We start from the raw sequence: 17,984 nt of genomic DNA on the forward strand, positions 1-17,984 counted from the left end.
CTTAACCCTCCTGGCTACAGACTTAAAATGTGACTCTGGTATTTTTTTTGGAGCAACCGATTTGAGATTTTGGATTGACTAGGTACGGGTGACGAGCAAGATCAAGAAACTGCATCACCACGCTACCACCAGCGAATAATTACTCAAAAGCAGCATAGGAATAACAATTTTATGTGCTATTTATATTTAGATACATTAAGCAAGCAAGTAATAACCTCTTCCTCTCAGAGTAAATGCTTGTTAATTCATGTAAACTACGATATAAAATCCCGACTTTTATCAGATCAATTTTAGAAAAAGACAAAGATAGTGGTAGTTACAGTTGTTTAAGTAAAGCTTTGATATCCTGACACGGAACGCTAAACTTACTTGATAACTGCTGGCTGGATCGGGAATGCCTTATTCCCAAACACCCGCAAACAGGAACAGATGCTTACAAGTTATTGTTACAGAATTTAGTCTCAATACTGGGGTTTTGATATAAAAAAGTTGCAAAACATTAATCAATATACAAGCTTATACCTATTTGAGAGAGAATAATTTTATTTACGTAATCGGAAAATCCCGTGAATTATTTAGATTCGATCTCAAATGTACGGTTGAAACCTGAATGTGGGATTTAACAAGCCGGACAGTTCCAAATAATAAAACTAAAAATCGTCATTTCATTTAGGTCTAAAAATTTATTATGTTGACATCACCAACCTCTCAAATATCATCTTCTGCTCAATCTTTACCACCATCTGACGCGAAAGCTAGAGTCAGTGAGTTTATGAAACAATTGCAAGATGAAATTTCTCAAGCTTTAACTGAACTTGATGGAGTGGGAGAATTTCAAGAAGATAGTTGGGAACGTCCCGAAGGCGGTGGTGGACGTTCGCGAGTTTTACGTGAGGGTGCAATCTTTGAACAAGGTGGTGTAAATTTTTCTGAAGTTTGGGGTTCTCATTTACCACCTTCAATTTTAGCTAACCGTCCGGAAGCCGAAGGACACAAGTTTTATGCGACGGGAACTTCAATGGTGCTGCACCCCCGCAATCCCTATGTTCCTACTGTCCATTTGAATTATCGCTACTTTGAAGCCGGTCCAGTTTGGTGGTTTGGTGGTGGTGCGGATATGACTCCATACTATCCTTTTGCTGAAGATGCAATGCATTTTCATAAAACTTTTAAACAAGCTTGCGATCGCCATCATCAAGAATATTATCCGGTGTTCAAACACTGGTGCGATGAATATTTTTACCTCAAGCATCGTCAAGAAACCAGGGGTATCGGCGGTTTATTTTTCGATTACCAAGATGGAACCGGAGCTTTGTATCGCGGCCCCTACGAAGATAAAGCAGCCGCTAAATATAGCAATCAAATTGGAGAATTACCATCCCGTAATTGGGAAGAAATATTTAGTTTTGTTCAAGAATGCTCTCAAGCGTTTTTACCTGCTTATCTACCAATCGTCAAAAAAAGACACCCGATGGAATATGGCGATCGCCAACGAAATTTTCAGCTATATCGTCGCGGTAGATATGTGGAATTTAATTTAGTTTACGACAGAGGCACAATTTTCGGTTTGCAAACCAACGGTCGTACTGAGTCTATTTTAATGTCTTTGCCACCGATGGTACGCTGGGAATATGGGTATAAGCCAGAACCCAACAGTGCAGAAGCAGAATTGTACGAAACCTTTCTCAAACCTCAAGATTGGGTCAATTGGCAACAGAGCCATACTTAAATGATGTGAGTTAAACTACTAAATATACATTTTTGCCAGGTGACAATTAAGGCTGTAGCTTGTTATCCTCTAGCTACAGCATTAATAAATCCTATTGCTGATTCAACTCGCTATTTGAAACTATCCATAAGATATTGTTATCGGGATAATAAATTAGCATCTATGAGTTTGAGCAGTATTTTGCAGAAATAGGAATATTTAATTCATTAGTTTGAACAGTCTTAGGGGAAAACTTTGTGATTCATATAGAACAAAAAAGTTATACAACTGGGGACGGAAATACCGTTATTGTTTTAGCACCTGTTGGTCGTTTGGACATAACCACAGCTTGGCAATTTCGTCTGAAACTGCAAGAATGTATTTCTAAACTTAGCCCTCATGTAGTTGTAAATTTAGGACAAGTAAATTTTATTGATAGTTCCGGTCTTACTTCTTTAGTTGCTGGAATGCGTGATGCGGACAAAGTAAAGGGTAGTTTCCGTATTTGTAACGTACATCCGGAAGCAAAGCTAGTATTTGAAGTGACTATGATGGATACTGTATTTGAAATATTTGAAACTGAAGAGGAAGCTTTAGAAGGTGTACCTCGTAGTATTGCTAGCTAAAATTGTTAGTTAGTTGTTAGTTATTAGCTGTTAGTTGTTAGTTGTTAGTTGTTAGTTGTTTTACTATTTGCTAACTAGAGCCTTTTATAAATACTTTACAACTTAGAGGCTTTTACCGATAAACTCCTAATTTCTAACTCCTAACTCCTAACTTCTAACTCCTAACTTTTTATTGGTAACTTAGTGTAGCGGTAAGGACCTAAAATCGCGCCCCAAGTTGGTTTTCGGGTTTCGCAATCAATTCCTTTGTCATAGCTGAGAAATTCTTTTTGAGTTGCTTCAAATCCTAAAGAAACTTCTACGATTTTGCCATCATAATCAAAAGTGCAACGATTATCTGGTATGGGTTTTGCAATAAATTTGTATTGATTTTGAGCAAGAGTTTCTACATTAACTTTCAGAACGCATCCGGGTAGTATATCTACTTCTTCGGAGGCAAGAGCGTTAAGTAACTCAAAATTCCGACCCGCACCACGCCAAGCTGCTGGATTTTTAAACATATAATATTGTACCTTGAAGGATGCATCGGCGATATGCTGTGTAATTCGCAACAAACGCTGACGGTAAGGTTGTTCTAAATTAAGGATATTCGCTTGCTCGGCAAATAAGGTCAAACTGTCTTCCTGGAATAAAGGTACAGGTCTTTGCCACATATGTAAATGAACATACCAAGCAGGTTCTGCAATTGCTTGCTGTTTATTATCAAACTCACCTGCTAGATATTCTTTTAAGGTACTTAAGTTTGGTGATGAATTCATAAATATAAATATAAATTAAATATTAAATTATTATGATTAATATGGGTTGATTATATAAAAAAACAAGTTAGATTTATCAACGCTATACCTTAAAAATGGTTGTAACCAATCGATTGCAACCTAAAATAACCATTTGTAGAGCCACAATTGTTTACTAGCACTGAAGATAATTTTCACGAACATTGCTTAGTTTGTGAACTATTACTTGGCAAAGTCGCCTACAAGCGCGAGAATAAGTTTACATTGCCCTTAAATTTCAAAAAAAAATTACTTCGTGAATAACGTCCGTACAGTCTCTGAAACAAAGCGAACTTTCTACAGTCTTCACACCCGTCCAATCAACACGATTTATCGTCGGGTGGTAGAAGAATTAATGGTAGAAATGCACCTACTGAGTGTAAATAGTGATTTCCAATACGACCCCATTTATGCTTTGGGTGTTGTGACTACCTTTGATAGATTTATGCAGGGTTATAAGCCCGACGAGGACTTTGAATCGATTTATAATGCTTTGATTAAGTCGGTGGAAGAAGACCCACAAAAATACAGACAAGATGCTCAACGATTGGAAGCTATAGCTAAAAGCTTACCGGGAAAAGATTTAGTTAGCAATCTGAGCGAGAAGCGCTTGGGTAATGATTCTGACTTGCAAGAATTATTAGAAAATATTACTAACAATCCCAAGTTTAAATACAGTCGTTTATTTGCAATTGGGTTATATACTTTGTTGGAATCGTCAGATCCAGAAATGGTTAAAGACGAAAAAAATCGCAATGAAGCCTTCAAGATTATTGCAAATAGTTTGCATCTATCTGACGAAAAACTGAGTAAAGATTTAGATTTATACCGCTCTAACTTGGATAAAATGGCGCAAGCTGCGATAGTAATGGCGGATATGATTGCAGCGGAGCGTAAAAGACGCTCTGAACGCGCTCAAAAATCTGATACTACAGTTACACCTCCGAGTAAAGAATGATTCTCGATCAAATGAGATTCATTTGATCTTAGATTTTAGATTTTGGATTGGACTACCGGATTTATAAGTTAGGAATTAGAAGTTGGAAGTTAGGAGTTGACAGTTGACAGTTAATTTCTCCCCCTCTCCCCATCTTCCTTTACTGAGGACTGGGATTCGTCTGAGCGGGTGCAGGTGGGTTAGTTGGAGCGGATGCTGGAGGAATTGTGGAACCGCTATTATCGCTAGGACTTCTTGGGGGAATTCCCTGTTCGGTTTGCGGTTGATTGGGGATGCTAGGAAGGGGAATTTGAGTGCTACCGGGAGGTAAATTCAGATTTGGATCATTTTGCGGAAAATTAGGAGAAACTGGTAAAGAACCATCTGGTAATGGTAGTGTTCCACCTGGAGTAGTTCCTGGATTGACAGGGAAATTAGGAATTGGTTCTGCGGGATTCGCGGGTTGTTCTGAAGTACCAGGTATAATTGCTAAAGATACGCGATCGCCACCGATTTTTCGCAGCAAATCGAGGATTTCAATTACATCATTATAAGTTGCCGATCGCGAAGCATACAGAGCCAAAATACCTCTAGGATTAGCTGCAAGATAGTTTCTCAAAATATCTTCTAATTGAAACCGCTGTACGGGTTGTTTCTCTACATAAATTTGACCAACAGCATCAATGGTGACAGGTAAAATTTCTCGTTGTTCCTGTGATTGTAAACTAGATGTCGCAGTTTCAGCTTGAGGTAAATCGATGTTTATTGATTGTTGGCGAGTAAATTGTAAGGATGCCAAAATAAAAAATGTCAGAATGCAAAAAATAACATCAAGTAAGGGAATAATTTGAATTTGAATGTCTTCGGTGGGATTATTCAGGTTTATTTTCATATGATTAATTCTAGTGATGTTAGAAAGGCATCTAAATGATAAGTGGCAAGTATTTGATGAAGAATTGACCCTGCAATTAGAAAAAAGGACTGAACGTAATTTATTTGAAAAGTTTTGAAAACCAGCCTTACTCCATATTATTGCTGTTTTTGTATGTAAGATAAAAACACAGCTTGGCAGAGCATATAATTACGTTTATGGAGTGTGTGTGGAGCGTATATTATCCAAGTGTAATTTTAAGGATAATTTGAGGGATAATTTTATTGTGAGTCTTGATCTGGCGATGCAGGTGAATCAGAATCTGTTGTTTGGGGAGGTTCGACAAACTTATTTCTTCCTCGTCTGCGTGGAGTCGGAGAATTTTCTGGAGTATCCTTATCTCTAACAACTACTTCAGATAACGCTTTTCTAGCAGGTTTAATATCGCTATCAGTTGGAGGAAATTGACGATAAAGTAACTCCAACTCATTTCCAGCTTTACGAAAAACTTTGACTTGATTAACTAGTAAAGCTTGAAACCATCGGTAGAATATCAAACTGAAAATCGCCACCACTAATCCAGCTAAAGTACTGTATAGCGCTTCTCCGATACCCGTTGGAACTCCAGCACTAGCTTCTGTACCCAAATCCGAGATTTTAATTGATTCGAGAGATTGAATCAAACCCCAAACCGTACCAAATAATCCGAGTAGAGGTGCAACAGCAATCACCAATTCTAAAACTTTTTCGCCGCGACGCATTAAAGCTAATTCATGCTCTGCGGTGGATTCGAGAGCCAATCTAAAAGTTTCGGGATCTCTCCTTGGTAAAACTAAAGGAGCATAAAGAAATCTCCCAATAGGTTGGTGGGTTGCTCGTTCAGCTATTTCCGTTGCGACACTCCAATCATCTTGAGCCGCATCTAATACACGGTCAACAATTTTCCTTTCTTGAGTTAAAATTCTTAACCAGAACCATATCCGCTCAAAAATCACGCTCAAAGATAAAACCGAAAAGAATAACAAAGGCCATACTACTGGTCCGATCTTGCGTACAATTTCTTGAATATTCATATTTTTAGTCTCCTCCGTTCATCCTCAACCATATATCTCACACCACTTTAATTTTAAAGATTAATGTACAAGTTCTACATTGAATGTGAAAAGAACCTGTATGTTGTAAGTCAAACTAACCTTTATATAGCTGGTAGGATATTCCATACCGTCATAGGGCGGTTATTCCCACAGGAAGTTTAGGTCATATTTTGCCAAAATTAAAGTTAAATAGAAGCTAAAATCATGAAATTTTCAATTCAATCAGTTTATGAATGGTATCGTGGTTTGATTCGTAATCCTAAATACCGTTGGTGGGTAGTTTTAGGGACTCTCGTATATTTTGTTAGTCCCGTAGACTTACTTCCCGATATTTTCCCAATTGTTGGACAACTTGATGATGTTTTTTTGTTAACGCTATTGGTTAGCGAATTCTCACAAGTTCTGATCGAAGGTTTTAAAGCACGTAGAGGAGTTACAGACAAGGAAACAGCAGCTAATTCTTCTGAGGATGCTACTAAGAACGCAGGTACTATCGATGTTGATGCTGTCTCTGTAAAATAATATAGATTGCGAAATAGAACTTATTAACCTCCTTTTTCTGGAAGAATAATCCGTCGAGAAAGGGGGATGTTTTTTCAGTTATCAGTTATCAGTGAGCAGTTAACAGTTAACAGTTAGCAGTTATCAGTTAGCAGTTAGCAGTTAGCAGTTAAAAATTACTTATATTATGAGCAAGCGTCCCGTTATCGGATTGATTCCTGCTGGTGGAAAGGCTACGCGGATTTCTCCTTTACCTTTGAGTAAGGAATTATATCCTGTGGGTTTTCAAGGTAATAGTAATAATAATATTTATAAAAATACTCAAATTAACAATCAAAATAATTTACGCCCTAAAGTTGTTTCTCATTACTTGCTCGAAAAAATGCAGTTAGCAGGTATTGATAAAGCATATTTTATTTTGCGTCCGGGTAAATGGGATATTCCGGCATATTTCGGTGATGGTGCGATGCTTTCGATGAATTTGGGATATTTGATTATGGGTTTACCTTATGGTGTACCTTTTACTTTGGATAGTGCTTATCCTTTTGTAAAGGATACTGTGGTAGCTTTGGGTTTTCCTGATATTTTATTTCAACCAAAAGATGCTTATATACAGATATTAAAAAAATTGGAATCTAGTAAGGCTGATGTGGTTTTAGGGCTATTTCCTACAGATAAACCCCAGAAAGCCGGTATGGTAAATTTTGATGATACGGGCAAAGTTTATTCAATAATTGAAAAGCCACTTGATTCAAATTTGCATTTTATGTGGGCAATTGCTGTTTGGCAACCTAGCTTTAGTAAGTTTCTGCATGAATATTTAATTGCGATTAAACAAGATATAAATTTACCGCATTTACCTGAAATTCCCATTGGTAACGTAATTCAAGCTGCTATAAGTAAAGGTTTACAAGTAGAAGCGGAAGCTTTTATAAATGGTAGTTATTTAGATATTGGGACTCCGGATGATTTGATTACTGCGGTGCGGGGGTTTGCTGGTGGGTTTGAGTAATTATTTTTTTAACGCTAAGGTACGCGGAGGGAAACGCAAAGTTTCGCGGAGGAGAGATTTATTTAATTCTTGCTTTTCTTAATACTTTAAATACAACCACTATCTAAAGATAAACTAACATTCCGTCGCAGGAAGGAGAGGAATGTAAACCCAATCTTGGTATTCTAATTTCATTTGCAATTAAAGAGGTTGTGGTGAAGCTGAGAACTAAGATTCTCGCTGGTTATGGTATTAGTCTTGCTTTAATTCTCCTTGTTGGTGCTTGGGGTGTAGCAAATCTTTGGCGTTTGGGACGAGCTAGTGAAGCGATTTTGCGGGAAAATTACCGCAGTATTCGCGCTGCTCAGGGAATGGTGGAAGCTTTGGAGCGTCAAGATAGTGCGAATTTGATTTCGTTGTCGCCAGGTAATACTAATGGGATTGCTTTATTTGCAAATAATCAAGTTGAGTTTTTGCAATGGTTAGCGCGGGCTAAGGATAATATTACTATCAATGGCGAAGCTGATATTTTAACCAAGTTAGAAAAAAGCTATCGAGAGTATCTTACCAGTGTTGCTCAATTTCGTTCTTTACAAAATCAACCCGAAACGGCGAGAAGTTTTTATAATCGATCGGTTTTACCGAAGTTTGAAGCGGTGCGTCAAGCTTCTATCGAGTTACGCAATTTGAATCAGCAGACGATGGAAGCAGCTTCGCAACAAGCACAGGTTACTTCTAGAAATGCGATCGCATCAATGATTTTTGCAGGTTCTTCTGCTGCTGTATTAGGATTAATTTTCAGCTTAATTCTCTCTAACAATTTAACCCGCCCTCTCCGTAAAATTACACAAGCTACTGAGGAAATTGCCCAAGGTAATTATGATGTGAATATTCCGGTGCAATTTAATGATGAGTTGGGACATTTGGCAGGAGAAATTAACTCAATGAGTCAAAAGCTCCAGCAGTTTCACGCATTGAATGTTAATACTATTATTGCCCAAAAACAGCGCAATGAAGCGATTATTGATAGCATTACCGATGGAATTATAGTAGTAGATGACCACTGTAATATTATTGATATTAATCCCACAGCGGCAAGATTATTTAATGCTAAACCTAACTTAGCAGAAGGAAGACATTATTTAGAAGTTGTTGAAAACCGTGATTTGTACAATCGAATTCAAGCTACAGCGGAATCTGGAGAGTCTTCTCAATTAAATCCAGACGAATCGGTTTTAGGTTTAGAAAAAAACGGTATTCAGTATTATTATCGCTACTTTACTACTCCCGTAAAAACTGAAGATGGTAAACGATTGGGTGTAGTGTTGCTGTTGCAAGATGTGACGAAATTTAAGCAAATCGACCAGCTTAAAAGCGATTTTGTGATGACTGCTTCTCACGAGTTGCGGACTCCTTTAACGGGAATGGCGATGAGTATTGATTTACTTATAGAAACCGCACAGGAAAAATTATCAGAAAGAGAGCAGGAATTATTACAAGCAGCTTCCGAAGATGTACAGCGTTTGCGGAGTTTAGTTAACGATTTACTCGACCTTTCTAAGATAGAATCTGGTCGAATTGATCTGGAAAAGGCACCGATTGAAGCTAATCTGATTATTGATAAAGTAATATCGCTATTTCAGATACAAACCCAGGAAAAAAATATTCAATTAAATAAAAAAGTAGCAGAAAAATTACCGCAAGTAAATGCCGATCCTAACAAAATTACTTGGGTGCTAACAAATTTGGTAGCAAACGCTTTACGCTATGCAAAATCGCAAATTGAAATTGCAGCCAAACAACACGGTAACTGGATTTATTTTTCTGTCACCGATGATGGACAAGGAATCGACCCCGCATATCAAAGCAAAATTTTTGACAAGTTTGTACAGGTCAAAACAGAGCGGGATATCGGTGGTAGCGGCTTAGGCTTGGCTATTTGCAAAGAAATGATCAAAGCTCACGGCGGTATTATCTGGGTAGATTCCACAGTGGATCAGGGTAGCACGTTTACTTTTACACTGCCCATTATTGTAAATTCTAATCAACAAGGAGAATTAACTCATGTCTGAAGCACGCATTTTAGTTGTAGATGATGAAAAAAATATTCGATTAACGGTAGCGCAATGTTTGGAACCGCAAGGTTATACCGTTAAAACTGCGATCGACGGAGGAGAAGCACTGGCTCAACTTGAGGAATATGACCCTCAGTTAATGTTACTGGACTTGCAAATGCCGGGCATGAACGGCTTAGAAGTATTGGAAACAGCAAAAGAACGTCTACCCGATTTACACGTAATTATGATATCGGCTCACGGTAACGTTGAAAATGCCGTAGAAGCAATGAAATTAGGAGCGGTAGACTTTATTCAAAAGCCTTTTACCCCTAAAGAAATTCGTGAATTCGTAGCGAGAGTATTAGGTAGAGAAGACATTTCAGATTTACCAACAGACTACGATTCATTAATGTCAGCGGCAAAACATCGCATCAGTAAACGACAATTTGATGAAGCGATAACGTTAGTTAAACAAGCAATTGGTGCAAATCCTAATAATGCCGAAATATTCAATATGTTGGGAGAACTTTTGGAAGTAACTGGCGATAATCTCCAAGCACTAAAAAATTATCGCGTCGCTATAGATTTAGATCCAGCTTACAGACCAGCACAGAAAAATTTGGAACGAGCTACAAGTTCGCCAAAATATAATCGTTTGAAGATGTAGGTCATGGAGAATAAGAAATAGGAATGTTATGGCAAAATCTCAATATATTGTAGTAGTAGGTTGCGGACGTTTGGGTTCAATTTTGGGGACTCAATTAAGCGATCAAGGTAATTCTGTTGTAGTTATCGACCTTAACGAATCTGCTTTTGAGAGTTTGGGAGGTGAATTTAGCGGTTTTAAAATTGTTGGGGATGCAACCGAATTAGCAGTATTACGAACTGCGAAAGCCGGTAAAGCCGATTGCTTGCTAGCCGTTACCGACTCTGACAACATCAATATTATGGTGGCGCAAATTGCTAAAAAATTGTTTGAGATTCCGACGGTATTAGCTCGTGTATTCGACCCAAATCGCGAAGCAATTTACCGCGACTTTGGCATTGAAACCATTAGTCCGACGCAACTTTCTGCGGAAGCTTTTGTAAAAACAATTGGTTAGTTGTTAGTAGATAGTTGTTAGTAGATAGTTGTTAGTTGTTAGTAGATAGTTTTTAGTAATTTCAATATTTACCTCTCAACTTTGACCTTTGATCTTTGACCTTTGACCTTTGACCTTTAATAATAATTCATGAAAATCATTCTAATTGGCAGTGATAAATTAGCTTATTTTTTAGGCAGGCAGTTTGCTAGTAAGGGCTATGAACTAACTATTATTACTCCCGATGAAACCCAAGCTTTAAGATTGTCTCGTAAGCTGAAAGCAACGGTTATTAAAGGTGACGGGAGTAACCCAACTATACTTCAAGAAGCTGGTGCCTATAGTGCTGATGTTTTGTTGGCTTTGACGGCTTTTGATCAAGATAATCTTGTTGCTTGTCAAATTGCTCAAGACCGTTATGGGGTACCTCGGACTATAGCCTTAGTTAATGACCCCGACAACCGTGAGGTTTTCCAAAAATTGGGTGTGACTCAAGCATTTTCAGCAACAGAAGTTCTCGGTTCTTTAATTGAACAGCAAGCGGATATTCAAGATATTAAGAATTTACTTCCCGTAGCAGATACGGAAGTTACTTTAACAGAAATGACGCTGCAAGATGACAGTCCTGCTGTAGAGAAAACTCCCGAACAACTGAATCTAAATGGAGCTGCTATTGCCTGTATTATTCGCGGTGGAAGTGTCTTGCAAGTTAAGGAATACAGCCGTTTGCGGAGTGGCGATCGCCTAATTTTAATTAGCCAGTCGGATTACTCTGCTAAGGCTCAACGTGTAATTATGGGGGAGAAAGTTTAAGTGAGTCGTTACAAAAGCTTTTTACGCCAACGTTATCGCGCTATCTTCGGTTATACGGGTTTAGTTTGTCTGATTTCCGGACTCGGTATTCTTTCACCCCTGATCGCATTAATTTTTTACCCCGAAGAGCTTTCATTGGGTTGGGGTTTTCTCGTACCCGGTATAATACTTTGCGCTATAGGCTTTATCTTATGGCGTTCTTTAGCTCCGAAAAAAGCTACCAGTTTGACATTACAAGAAGGTGCGGTAATTGTTGTTTTGTCGTGGTTAGTAGCAATTATTGTGGGTACGGTACCGTTAATGACGGTGCAGAATTTGAACTTTACCCAAGCAATGTTTGAATCTACCAGTGGTTGGACAACTACAGGGTTGTCCGTGGTAGATGTAACTAAAGCTTCCCGGCTAATATTACTTTACCGCAGCATCATCGAACTGTTTGGTGGCGCCGGATTGGCGATTATTACATTGAGCGCGATCGCAGGACCTAGTGGTTCTGGTTTAGCGAGTGCGGAAGGACGTACCGAACAGTTGGTTCCTAACGTGCGGCGATCGGCAAAGCTGGTTTTGGGCATTTATTTAGGATATATAGTCGCAGGAACCATCGCGCTGAATTTAGCGGGGATGAGTTGGTTTGATGCAGTCAACCATTCCTTTGCTGCTATCTCTACAGGTGGGTTTTCCACTCGTCCCGAATCTATCGGTTACTGGGATAATACTGCCGTGGAAGTGGTAACAAATGTATTGATGATTCTAGGGGCGTTGAATTTTGTTACTAGCTATATGTTGCTGACGGGTAAGTTTAAATCGGTGATGCGTAACGGACAAATCCGGCTACAATTTTTCCTATACGTATTGTGTAGCATCGTTTTGCTGTTTGGTGTAGTTTTGCCACTTTATCCCAACTTAGGGAAATCTTTTCGAGTATCTATATTTGAAACCATTACCGCTCTTTCCACAACCGGCTTTTCAACTGTGGGATATACTGACTGGAATGGTTTAGGATGGTTGATATTAATACTGTTAATGTTGATCGGTGGGGGAAGCGGTTCCACAGCAGGCGGTATTAAACAAATGCGCGTATATATTCTTTACCGCGCTTTAATTTGGGAAGTACGGCGGATGTTAATGCCAGCAGCGGCAGTAAATGAAGCCCATATTTGGCAAGGCGATCAACGTCAATTTCTGCAAAACGACCAAATTAAACAAATTAGTATATTTGTATTTCTTTACTTGATGGTATTTGGTATTGGAAGCGGGATTATCGCTGCTTACGGTTATTCGCTGCAAGAAAGTTTGTTTGAATATGCCAGCGCAATGGGAACCGTAGGTTTATCCGTGGGGGTAACGGCTGCCGATGCTGCACCTGGTTTATTATGGGCAGAAATTTTGGGAATGTTTTTAGGACGTTTAGAATTCTTTACGGTGTTTGTGGGAGTAGTACGTTTACTGCGCGATACTCGTCCGATTTTGGCGTGAGTTTTTTAAACGCAAAGGTACGCAGAGTAAAGATATTACTTTCTTTTCTCTCTAAATTTCTTTCCTCCGCGCTCTCTGCGTCTCTGCGGTTTTTTAAAATCCGTTATTTTGTATTAAAAAGAAATTAATCCCCGCAATTCTTCTAAAGAATTTACAGTTTTAACACCTCTTTGAATTACTTTGAGTTTTTCTAAATCGGTAATTTGAGAGATTTGTGGCATTAACTGCAATCCTTCGTTACCGAATTTGATTTCTAAATCAAGTTCAATTCCAGATATTATTCCTTCTCGTCTTCCTCGTGCTTCCCCTTCTCTCAAAATCTGTTGATACCAAGGAGATTCACTTAATATAGCCATATCCCACCTCATGATTTGTTTAACTAATGCGCTATCTATTACGAAGGTAGCAAAAAACGCTAAAACGGTTTCTAATTGATTTAAGTCTTCATCTGCACGAAGCTTTTGTAAGGCTTGCTGTATGATTGATTCTTCTGCACCATCTTTAAGAATTGGTACAAAGGGGAGTAGAGAAGATAAGTTTTGTTGAAATGCTGTTTCAACATCGACTTCCCACAAGTTAATTACGCGATAATCTTGACGGGCTATTATTCCTGCAAATTCCGACTCGTAACGAGCAGGGATTTCGGTTTCACTAACTTTGAGAATATTTATTAATACTGGATAAATCGGAAGATTATATTTCTCTTCTGCTAATGCTATGTAAGCCCGCATTCGTCTGGGCATTTCAGCTTTATAGCGTAATTGTAACTCGTTTAAAACCAGAAATTCACCAAATTGGGGACTTTGAGCGCGGATAAGTACGTCGGATTCTCGGCTTATCCATTGAAATTCCGAGTCGAGAATTTCTGTTGCTGTGATGTCGGGAATTTGAGTTACCCACTTTACCCAGTTTTCTGGTGCGAGGCTAATTATTCTTTTGCTGCTGATATCGGCGGATTTTGTCATGGAAAGGTAGATGCAGGAGTCGAGATAATTATTTTAATATTTTGGGGAAGAAAATGGATGAATTGTTTTAAATATCTAAATCTTATGGATTTCTTATGCTGCCATCTGGCATTATAGTGTTGCAAAGAATAGAACTAGAGCTTTTTATTTTGTAATTAGATAAATTGACATTTAAAAGATTTGCATTAGTTAAATTAGGCTTGTCAAATCTAGTTTCATTGAGAAAAAATTATCTGTAATTTACTTATAAGCCGATGGTGCGTTAGACGCATTTCAAATTATCGTTAATACAATAAATATTCAAGCGTCTAACACACCCTACAAAAATTTCATTTTTATTTGTTAATTATACTTCCACTTCAATATCACTAACTACAAATTCATCACCAAATTCTGTCAAGAATCTTAATGCTTTGACAATGTTACTCGCACATTCTTGAGGAGATGTATTGTAAAAATATCGCCAAGCTGCGGCTTTGTCTTCGTCGTATTTATGGCTTCTTTCGGGTTGATTATTTAACCAGTTCAGTCGCACAGCGTGACCAATTAATACATCTAAAACAATATATTCACGTATTTCTAAATCGGGATTATTTTTGGCGATCGCCGCTAGTTCCATTAGGGCTTCAACGTTTACTTGACGGTATTCTGGAGCTTCGATTTTGTTTAACAAATGTTCGACTCTTAAGGCAAAATTCTTTTCTCCGGCAGTCATTTCTGATATCAGTAATTGACTATCCAAGCGGTTACGACGTTCTAATTTATCACCGATGATTAAGCCTTTACAATGATGCATTAATTGCCAAACTCGTGCAAAGAAATCTTCGGGTACGCGGTTGATTGCTCCTTCTGCTTGTCGATATCTTCGCCATCCTCCTGTTGGTACTTCTATTGTGTCTATATTAACTGGTTGCAATAGCCAATCTATTTCGTTTTCTTTCTGTTTGATATGAAGTGATTCTTGCTGACGTAATAACTGATTCATGCCGGAATATTCTAACAAACAATCTTTTAATTGTGTTTTTACTTGAAAAGGTGATAATTGCATCAAGTGTTCGTAGGCTTCATCTTGAGTAATATCTAATTTTCTAGCAAGTTTGCTGGTAATAAATAAGATGAGATATCCTGTTCTAATAGTAAGTAATCCTTGAAATAATTCTGGTTCGGAATTAATTAAGGTACGTAGATAAATCAGTATTTCTTGAGTTAAAACACCATCTCTAACATCTTCACGACAGAAGTTTTTGATTTTTTCGACTATTTCTTTGTGGGAAAGGGGTACGATGATTAAGGATGCTTCACTGTAGGCTTTGCCGACTGCAATTTGTTTCCCTCGTGCTAAAAGGCTGGTGACTATATCTGACAAGCGCATATCTGCCATTTGCAGCAATCCCGCAGCGCGACGCACGACAGCCCAAAGTCCAATTTCCCCTGCTTTATAGTAAACTTCATCAAGTAAATCCGATACTTTTACAGTATGATTAATTTCACCAAAGCCGGTATCAAAATCAAGTCCTTGTAAGCGAGTTAATGCCTGTAATAATTCAATTTGTTCGTAAAGATTATCGGAAGAACGTAAGGAATCAAGCAATAATTTCAGATTGGTTTCGCATTCCATTTGAAATTCTTGAGTATGTTCTAATAACCAGTTATTGTTGGGATTATAAAGTAAATAGGAGCTACGAGGAGCAATGTTTGTAACTGGTGATTGTTGAAATTCAAAATTTTGTTGTAAATCAATTCTTTGAATGTTAGCGGTGAGCATTAACTGATTTAGTCTGCCCAATTTTACCCGTACACCGTTACAAACACCTTCTTGAAGTTCTTCCATTAATGATAATAATGCTTCGCTACCTGTTTCTAACATGGTGCGGGTTAACATTAAAGTTAAAGTCGGACGACCATTATCGCTCCAATATTTTTCAATGTAAGCGAGTTCACTTTTAAGTTGAGCGACGAGAAAGTGATAATCTAAGGTTAAGTAAAACTGCTCTGAATCTAAAAAAGAAGGTAAAAATACAACAGTTTCATGATCAATACGAAAAATTCTCGAAGTAGTTAAACTTCTCGGAAGTCTTGCTGGTCTTCCGGTTAAACCCAGTTTTTCATTACAGCCAATTCCTTGATAAATTGCGATTAAATCGCCAGCTTGACGCACTTGAATTGGTTTTATTTGTAATAAAGTTTCTGTTTGAATCCCCCGAATTGCTAATTTAGCCTGTAAATCTTCATCCTCTGCTAACAAAGCAATTTGTACTATCGGTTGTCGCTCTCTTCCTACAGATAAATATCTGCCTAATGGATCAATATCTCCCACAAATAGCAATTTTTCACTCAACATTTGTCCCAAAAAATATAAACTTTGCGCCCATACTAAAGGAACATTTTCATTAGGTAAACGTTTTTGAGTTCCGGGTGCTTGTTTCTCGGCTTCGATATTTTTTTCGGGTACGTAATAAACTTCCGGTAGCAAACGCAAATTATCGCGTTCAACTAAAGTAAATTCTAAACTCTGCTGATAATGCTTAATTTTTTCTTGCTCTCCCCGAAATAACCCATCTAAGAGTAAATAAGTGAAAAATAAAGGCCATTCACATTCTATATGCTCAAATTGCTTAAGTTCGCTGGGTTCGTAATGCAAGCGTTGACTATCTTCTAAAACTGTTTGATGTCCGTCGCGTAAAAATCGCTTACAACCGTAGTTACCTTCTAATTTATTAATTATCTCTTCTAAAGTACGTTGACGTAAACTTTCATCTTCCACTGCAAAAGCCGGAAAACTAATTACGCTCAAAAGTGCTGCATCAATTTCTTTAGAAGCCGATTCTCTTGGCAATAAATATTCTAACGTAATGCGAGCGCGGGCAATTTCATCTGGTAAGACGTGAATTACCGATGCTCTACTTCCATGTACTCCAAATAAATCCAGTCCGTTAATTGCTTGTAGCGCAGCTTTTGCCATACCAACGGAACTAGCATTTAATTCTGCATTCCCATGATTTATTTTATTGCCTCGTTCCCAAATTCCATAATCTGGGGTACGATAAGCTCGTCCGATATAGTAAACTAAATTTTGGACGAAATCCACTTCATCAAGAGTGTAAACTAATTGCACCCCCGAAGCAGTCATTTGTGCCAACATCAGTAAATATATTGATGTTGCATCAAGCTGCAAATGTCCCCATTCATCATCACCGACAACAATATCCCCAGTTGCAGTATTGTATTTAGCGTGTAAAGCATCAGCATGTGATTGAGTATGCTTAAATTGTTCTACTTTATGAGCTTGTCGCATCATCGAGAATAACAATCCCCGCATTAACTTGATCGCACTGTGTTCTAATTCGTAAGTGCGTCCTTTATCTTCATCAACTTTGCGATAAGCTAACGCTAATCCCCAAACCGCTAAAATACTGTAAACGTTATCACGCACCCAAGCGTCTGTGTAGTCTCCGTGAGCCGTTATTGCTGTGGAAGCCGGTAGCAAACCTGTAATCGGGTTTTGACGCGAAAGAATAATCGTTTTGATTTGCTGATAATAGTATTCTAGACGAGGAAGCAACTGTAGAGTTCTAAACATAATCTAATTCGATGACTCTTGCCGAGGTTTTATCCTATGAGCGTAAACTGAATTATAGAAGCAACAACAGCTTAACTTTTGTAATCTTTACTAGCAATATGAGTGACTTTCATTAGCTGGTTAATTATTTATGATTATTGATTGCAAATACACAAGTACTAATTAAATAATCAGCTTATCTTCGCAGTCAATGATTGTCAATATAATAGGACTTACGCAATATATGACTGAAAAAGTGATTCTTGGGTAGTGGTAATTCATGAATTACCACTACTTCTGTTGGGTTTTGCGTAAGTCCTATATAATTGGTAATTCAGTTAATTAACTAGAGTGTCCGCTTGCTTGCTCGGCGAGTTATCAAAGCTTTAATTAAAACTGCTAAAACTTAATTACTTGTTCATTTTTATTTTTATATAATAATAAAAATTACCGAATATTCTCAATATTTTCGATCAAAAGTCTATTACTATCAAGCAGATTGCTGTAATCAAATAGTCACCACAATTG

The 17,984-nt window shown here is 37.9% G+C and carries 15 protein-coding genes; 10 read left to right on the forward strand and 5 right to left on the reverse strand.

The window, feature by feature from the left end; genetic code table 11:
* Positions 1–688: 688 nt before the first annotated feature.
* Together hemF and IQ247_RS03980 are read left to right on the forward strand one after the other, a co-directional pair.
* Positions 689–1,729 (forward strand): oxygen-dependent coproporphyrinogen oxidase, encoded by a 1,041-nt coding sequence (gene hemF, locus IQ247_RS03975; protein WP_193917281.1) that lies wholly within the window; start codon positions 689–691, stop codon positions 1,727–1,729.
* Positions 1,730–1,965: 236 nt separating this feature from the next.
* On the forward strand, positions 1,966–2,334 hold the full coding sequence (locus tag IQ247_RS03980) for an STAS domain-containing protein (protein ID WP_193917283.1): 369 nt from the start codon (positions 1,966–1,968) through the stop codon (positions 2,332–2,334).
* 161 nt (positions 2,335–2,495) lie between these two features.
* Here IQ247_RS03980 and IQ247_RS03985 read toward each other — a convergent pair whose 3' ends face one another.
* Positions 2,496–3,092: a chromophore lyase CpcT/CpeT gene (locus IQ247_RS03985; protein WP_193917285.1), complete on the reverse strand. Its 597-nt coding sequence runs from the start codon at positions 3,090–3,092 to the stop codon at positions 2,496–2,498.
* A gap of 274 nt (positions 3,093–3,366) precedes the next feature.
* On the opposite strand from IQ247_RS03985, the gene psb29 reads away from it, so the two are divergent.
* Entirely contained in the window at positions 3,367–4,068 is a 702-nt protein-coding gene (psb29, locus tag IQ247_RS03990) for a photosystem II biogenesis protein Psp29 (RefSeq protein ID WP_193917287.1), read from the forward strand.
* Positions 4,069–4,207: 139 nt separating this feature from the next.
* Here psb29 and IQ247_RS03995 read toward each other — a convergent pair whose 3' ends face one another.
* Together IQ247_RS03995 and IQ247_RS04000 are read right to left on the reverse strand one after the other, a co-directional pair.
* Positions 4,208–4,939 (reverse strand): ExbD/TolR family protein, encoded by a 732-nt coding sequence (locus IQ247_RS03995; RefSeq protein ID WP_193917288.1) that lies wholly within the window; start codon positions 4,937–4,939, stop codon positions 4,208–4,210.
* A 260-nt stretch (positions 4,940–5,199) separates the two neighbouring features.
* On the reverse strand, positions 5,200–5,991 hold the full coding sequence (locus IQ247_RS04000; RefSeq protein WP_193917290.1) for a MotA/TolQ/ExbB proton channel family protein: 792 nt from the start codon (positions 5,989–5,991) through the stop codon (positions 5,200–5,202).
* A 225-nt stretch (positions 5,992–6,216) separates the two neighbouring features.
* Here IQ247_RS04000 and IQ247_RS04005 point away from each other — a divergent pair, with 225 nt between their 5' ends.
* The 7 genes from IQ247_RS04005 to IQ247_RS04035 all read left to right on the forward strand — a co-directional run bounded on the left by IQ247_RS04005 (position 6,217) and on the right by IQ247_RS04035 (position 12,932).
* Entirely contained in the window at positions 6,217–6,534 is a 318-nt protein-coding gene (locus IQ247_RS04005; RefSeq protein WP_193917292.1) for a YkvA family protein, read from the forward strand.
* Between the two features lie 166 nt (positions 6,535–6,700).
* Positions 6,701–7,525, forward strand: a complete 825-nt coding sequence (locus IQ247_RS04010) for a sugar phosphate nucleotidyltransferase (protein ID WP_193917295.1) — start codon at positions 6,701–6,703, stop codon at positions 7,523–7,525.
* A 194-nt stretch (positions 7,526–7,719) separates the two neighbouring features.
* Positions 7,720–9,576 carry a sensor histidine kinase gene (locus IQ247_RS04015; RefSeq protein ID WP_193917297.1) on the forward strand — a complete coding sequence of 619 codons (1,857 nt, stop codon included), beginning with the start codon at positions 7,720–7,722 and terminating at the stop codon, positions 9,574–9,576.
* On the forward strand, positions 9,569–10,228 hold the full coding sequence (locus IQ247_RS04020; protein ID WP_193917299.1) for a sigma-54-dependent transcriptional regulator: 660 nt from the start codon (positions 9,569–9,571) through the stop codon (positions 10,226–10,228). The genes IQ247_RS04015 and IQ247_RS04020 overlap by 8 nt, the downstream gene beginning before the upstream one ends.
* A gap of 28 nt (positions 10,229–10,256) precedes the next feature.
* Entirely contained in the window at positions 10,257–10,664 is a 408-nt protein-coding gene (locus IQ247_RS04025; RefSeq protein ID WP_193917302.1) for a potassium channel family protein, read from the forward strand.
* 129 nt (positions 10,665–10,793) lie between these two features.
* Positions 10,794–11,456: a potassium channel family protein gene (locus IQ247_RS04030; protein WP_193917304.1), complete on the forward strand. Its 663-nt coding sequence runs from the start codon at positions 10,794–10,796 to the stop codon at positions 11,454–11,456.
* The gene (locus IQ247_RS04035; RefSeq protein ID WP_193917306.1) at positions 11,457–12,932 is read left to right on the forward strand and encodes a TrkH family potassium uptake protein; all 1,476 of its coding nucleotides are present in this window, start codon (positions 11,457–11,459) and stop codon (positions 12,930–12,932) included.
* 113 nt (positions 12,933–13,045) lie between these two features.
* Here the strand turns inward: IQ247_RS04035 and IQ247_RS04040 are convergent, their stop codons facing one another.
* Both IQ247_RS04040 and IQ247_RS04045 read right to left on the reverse strand, forming a co-directional pair.
* Complete coding sequence (locus IQ247_RS04040; protein ID WP_193917308.1) at positions 13,046–13,897, reverse strand: RpnC/YadD family protein; 852 nt, start codon at positions 13,895–13,897, stop codon at positions 13,046–13,048.
* 346 nt (positions 13,898–14,243) lie between these two features.
* Positions 14,244–17,477: a glycoside hydrolase family 15 protein gene (locus tag IQ247_RS04045; protein ID WP_193917310.1), complete on the reverse strand. Its 3,234-nt coding sequence runs from the start codon at positions 17,475–17,477 to the stop codon at positions 14,244–14,246.
* Positions 17,478–17,984: the final 507 nt, after the last annotated feature.

Origin of the sequence: Plectonema cf. radiosum LEGE 06105 (assembly GCF_015207665.1) — a bacterium.
GTDB classification, from domain to species: domain Bacteria; phylum Cyanobacteriota; class Cyanobacteriia; order Cyanobacteriales; family Nostocaceae; genus Rivularia; species Rivularia radiosa_A.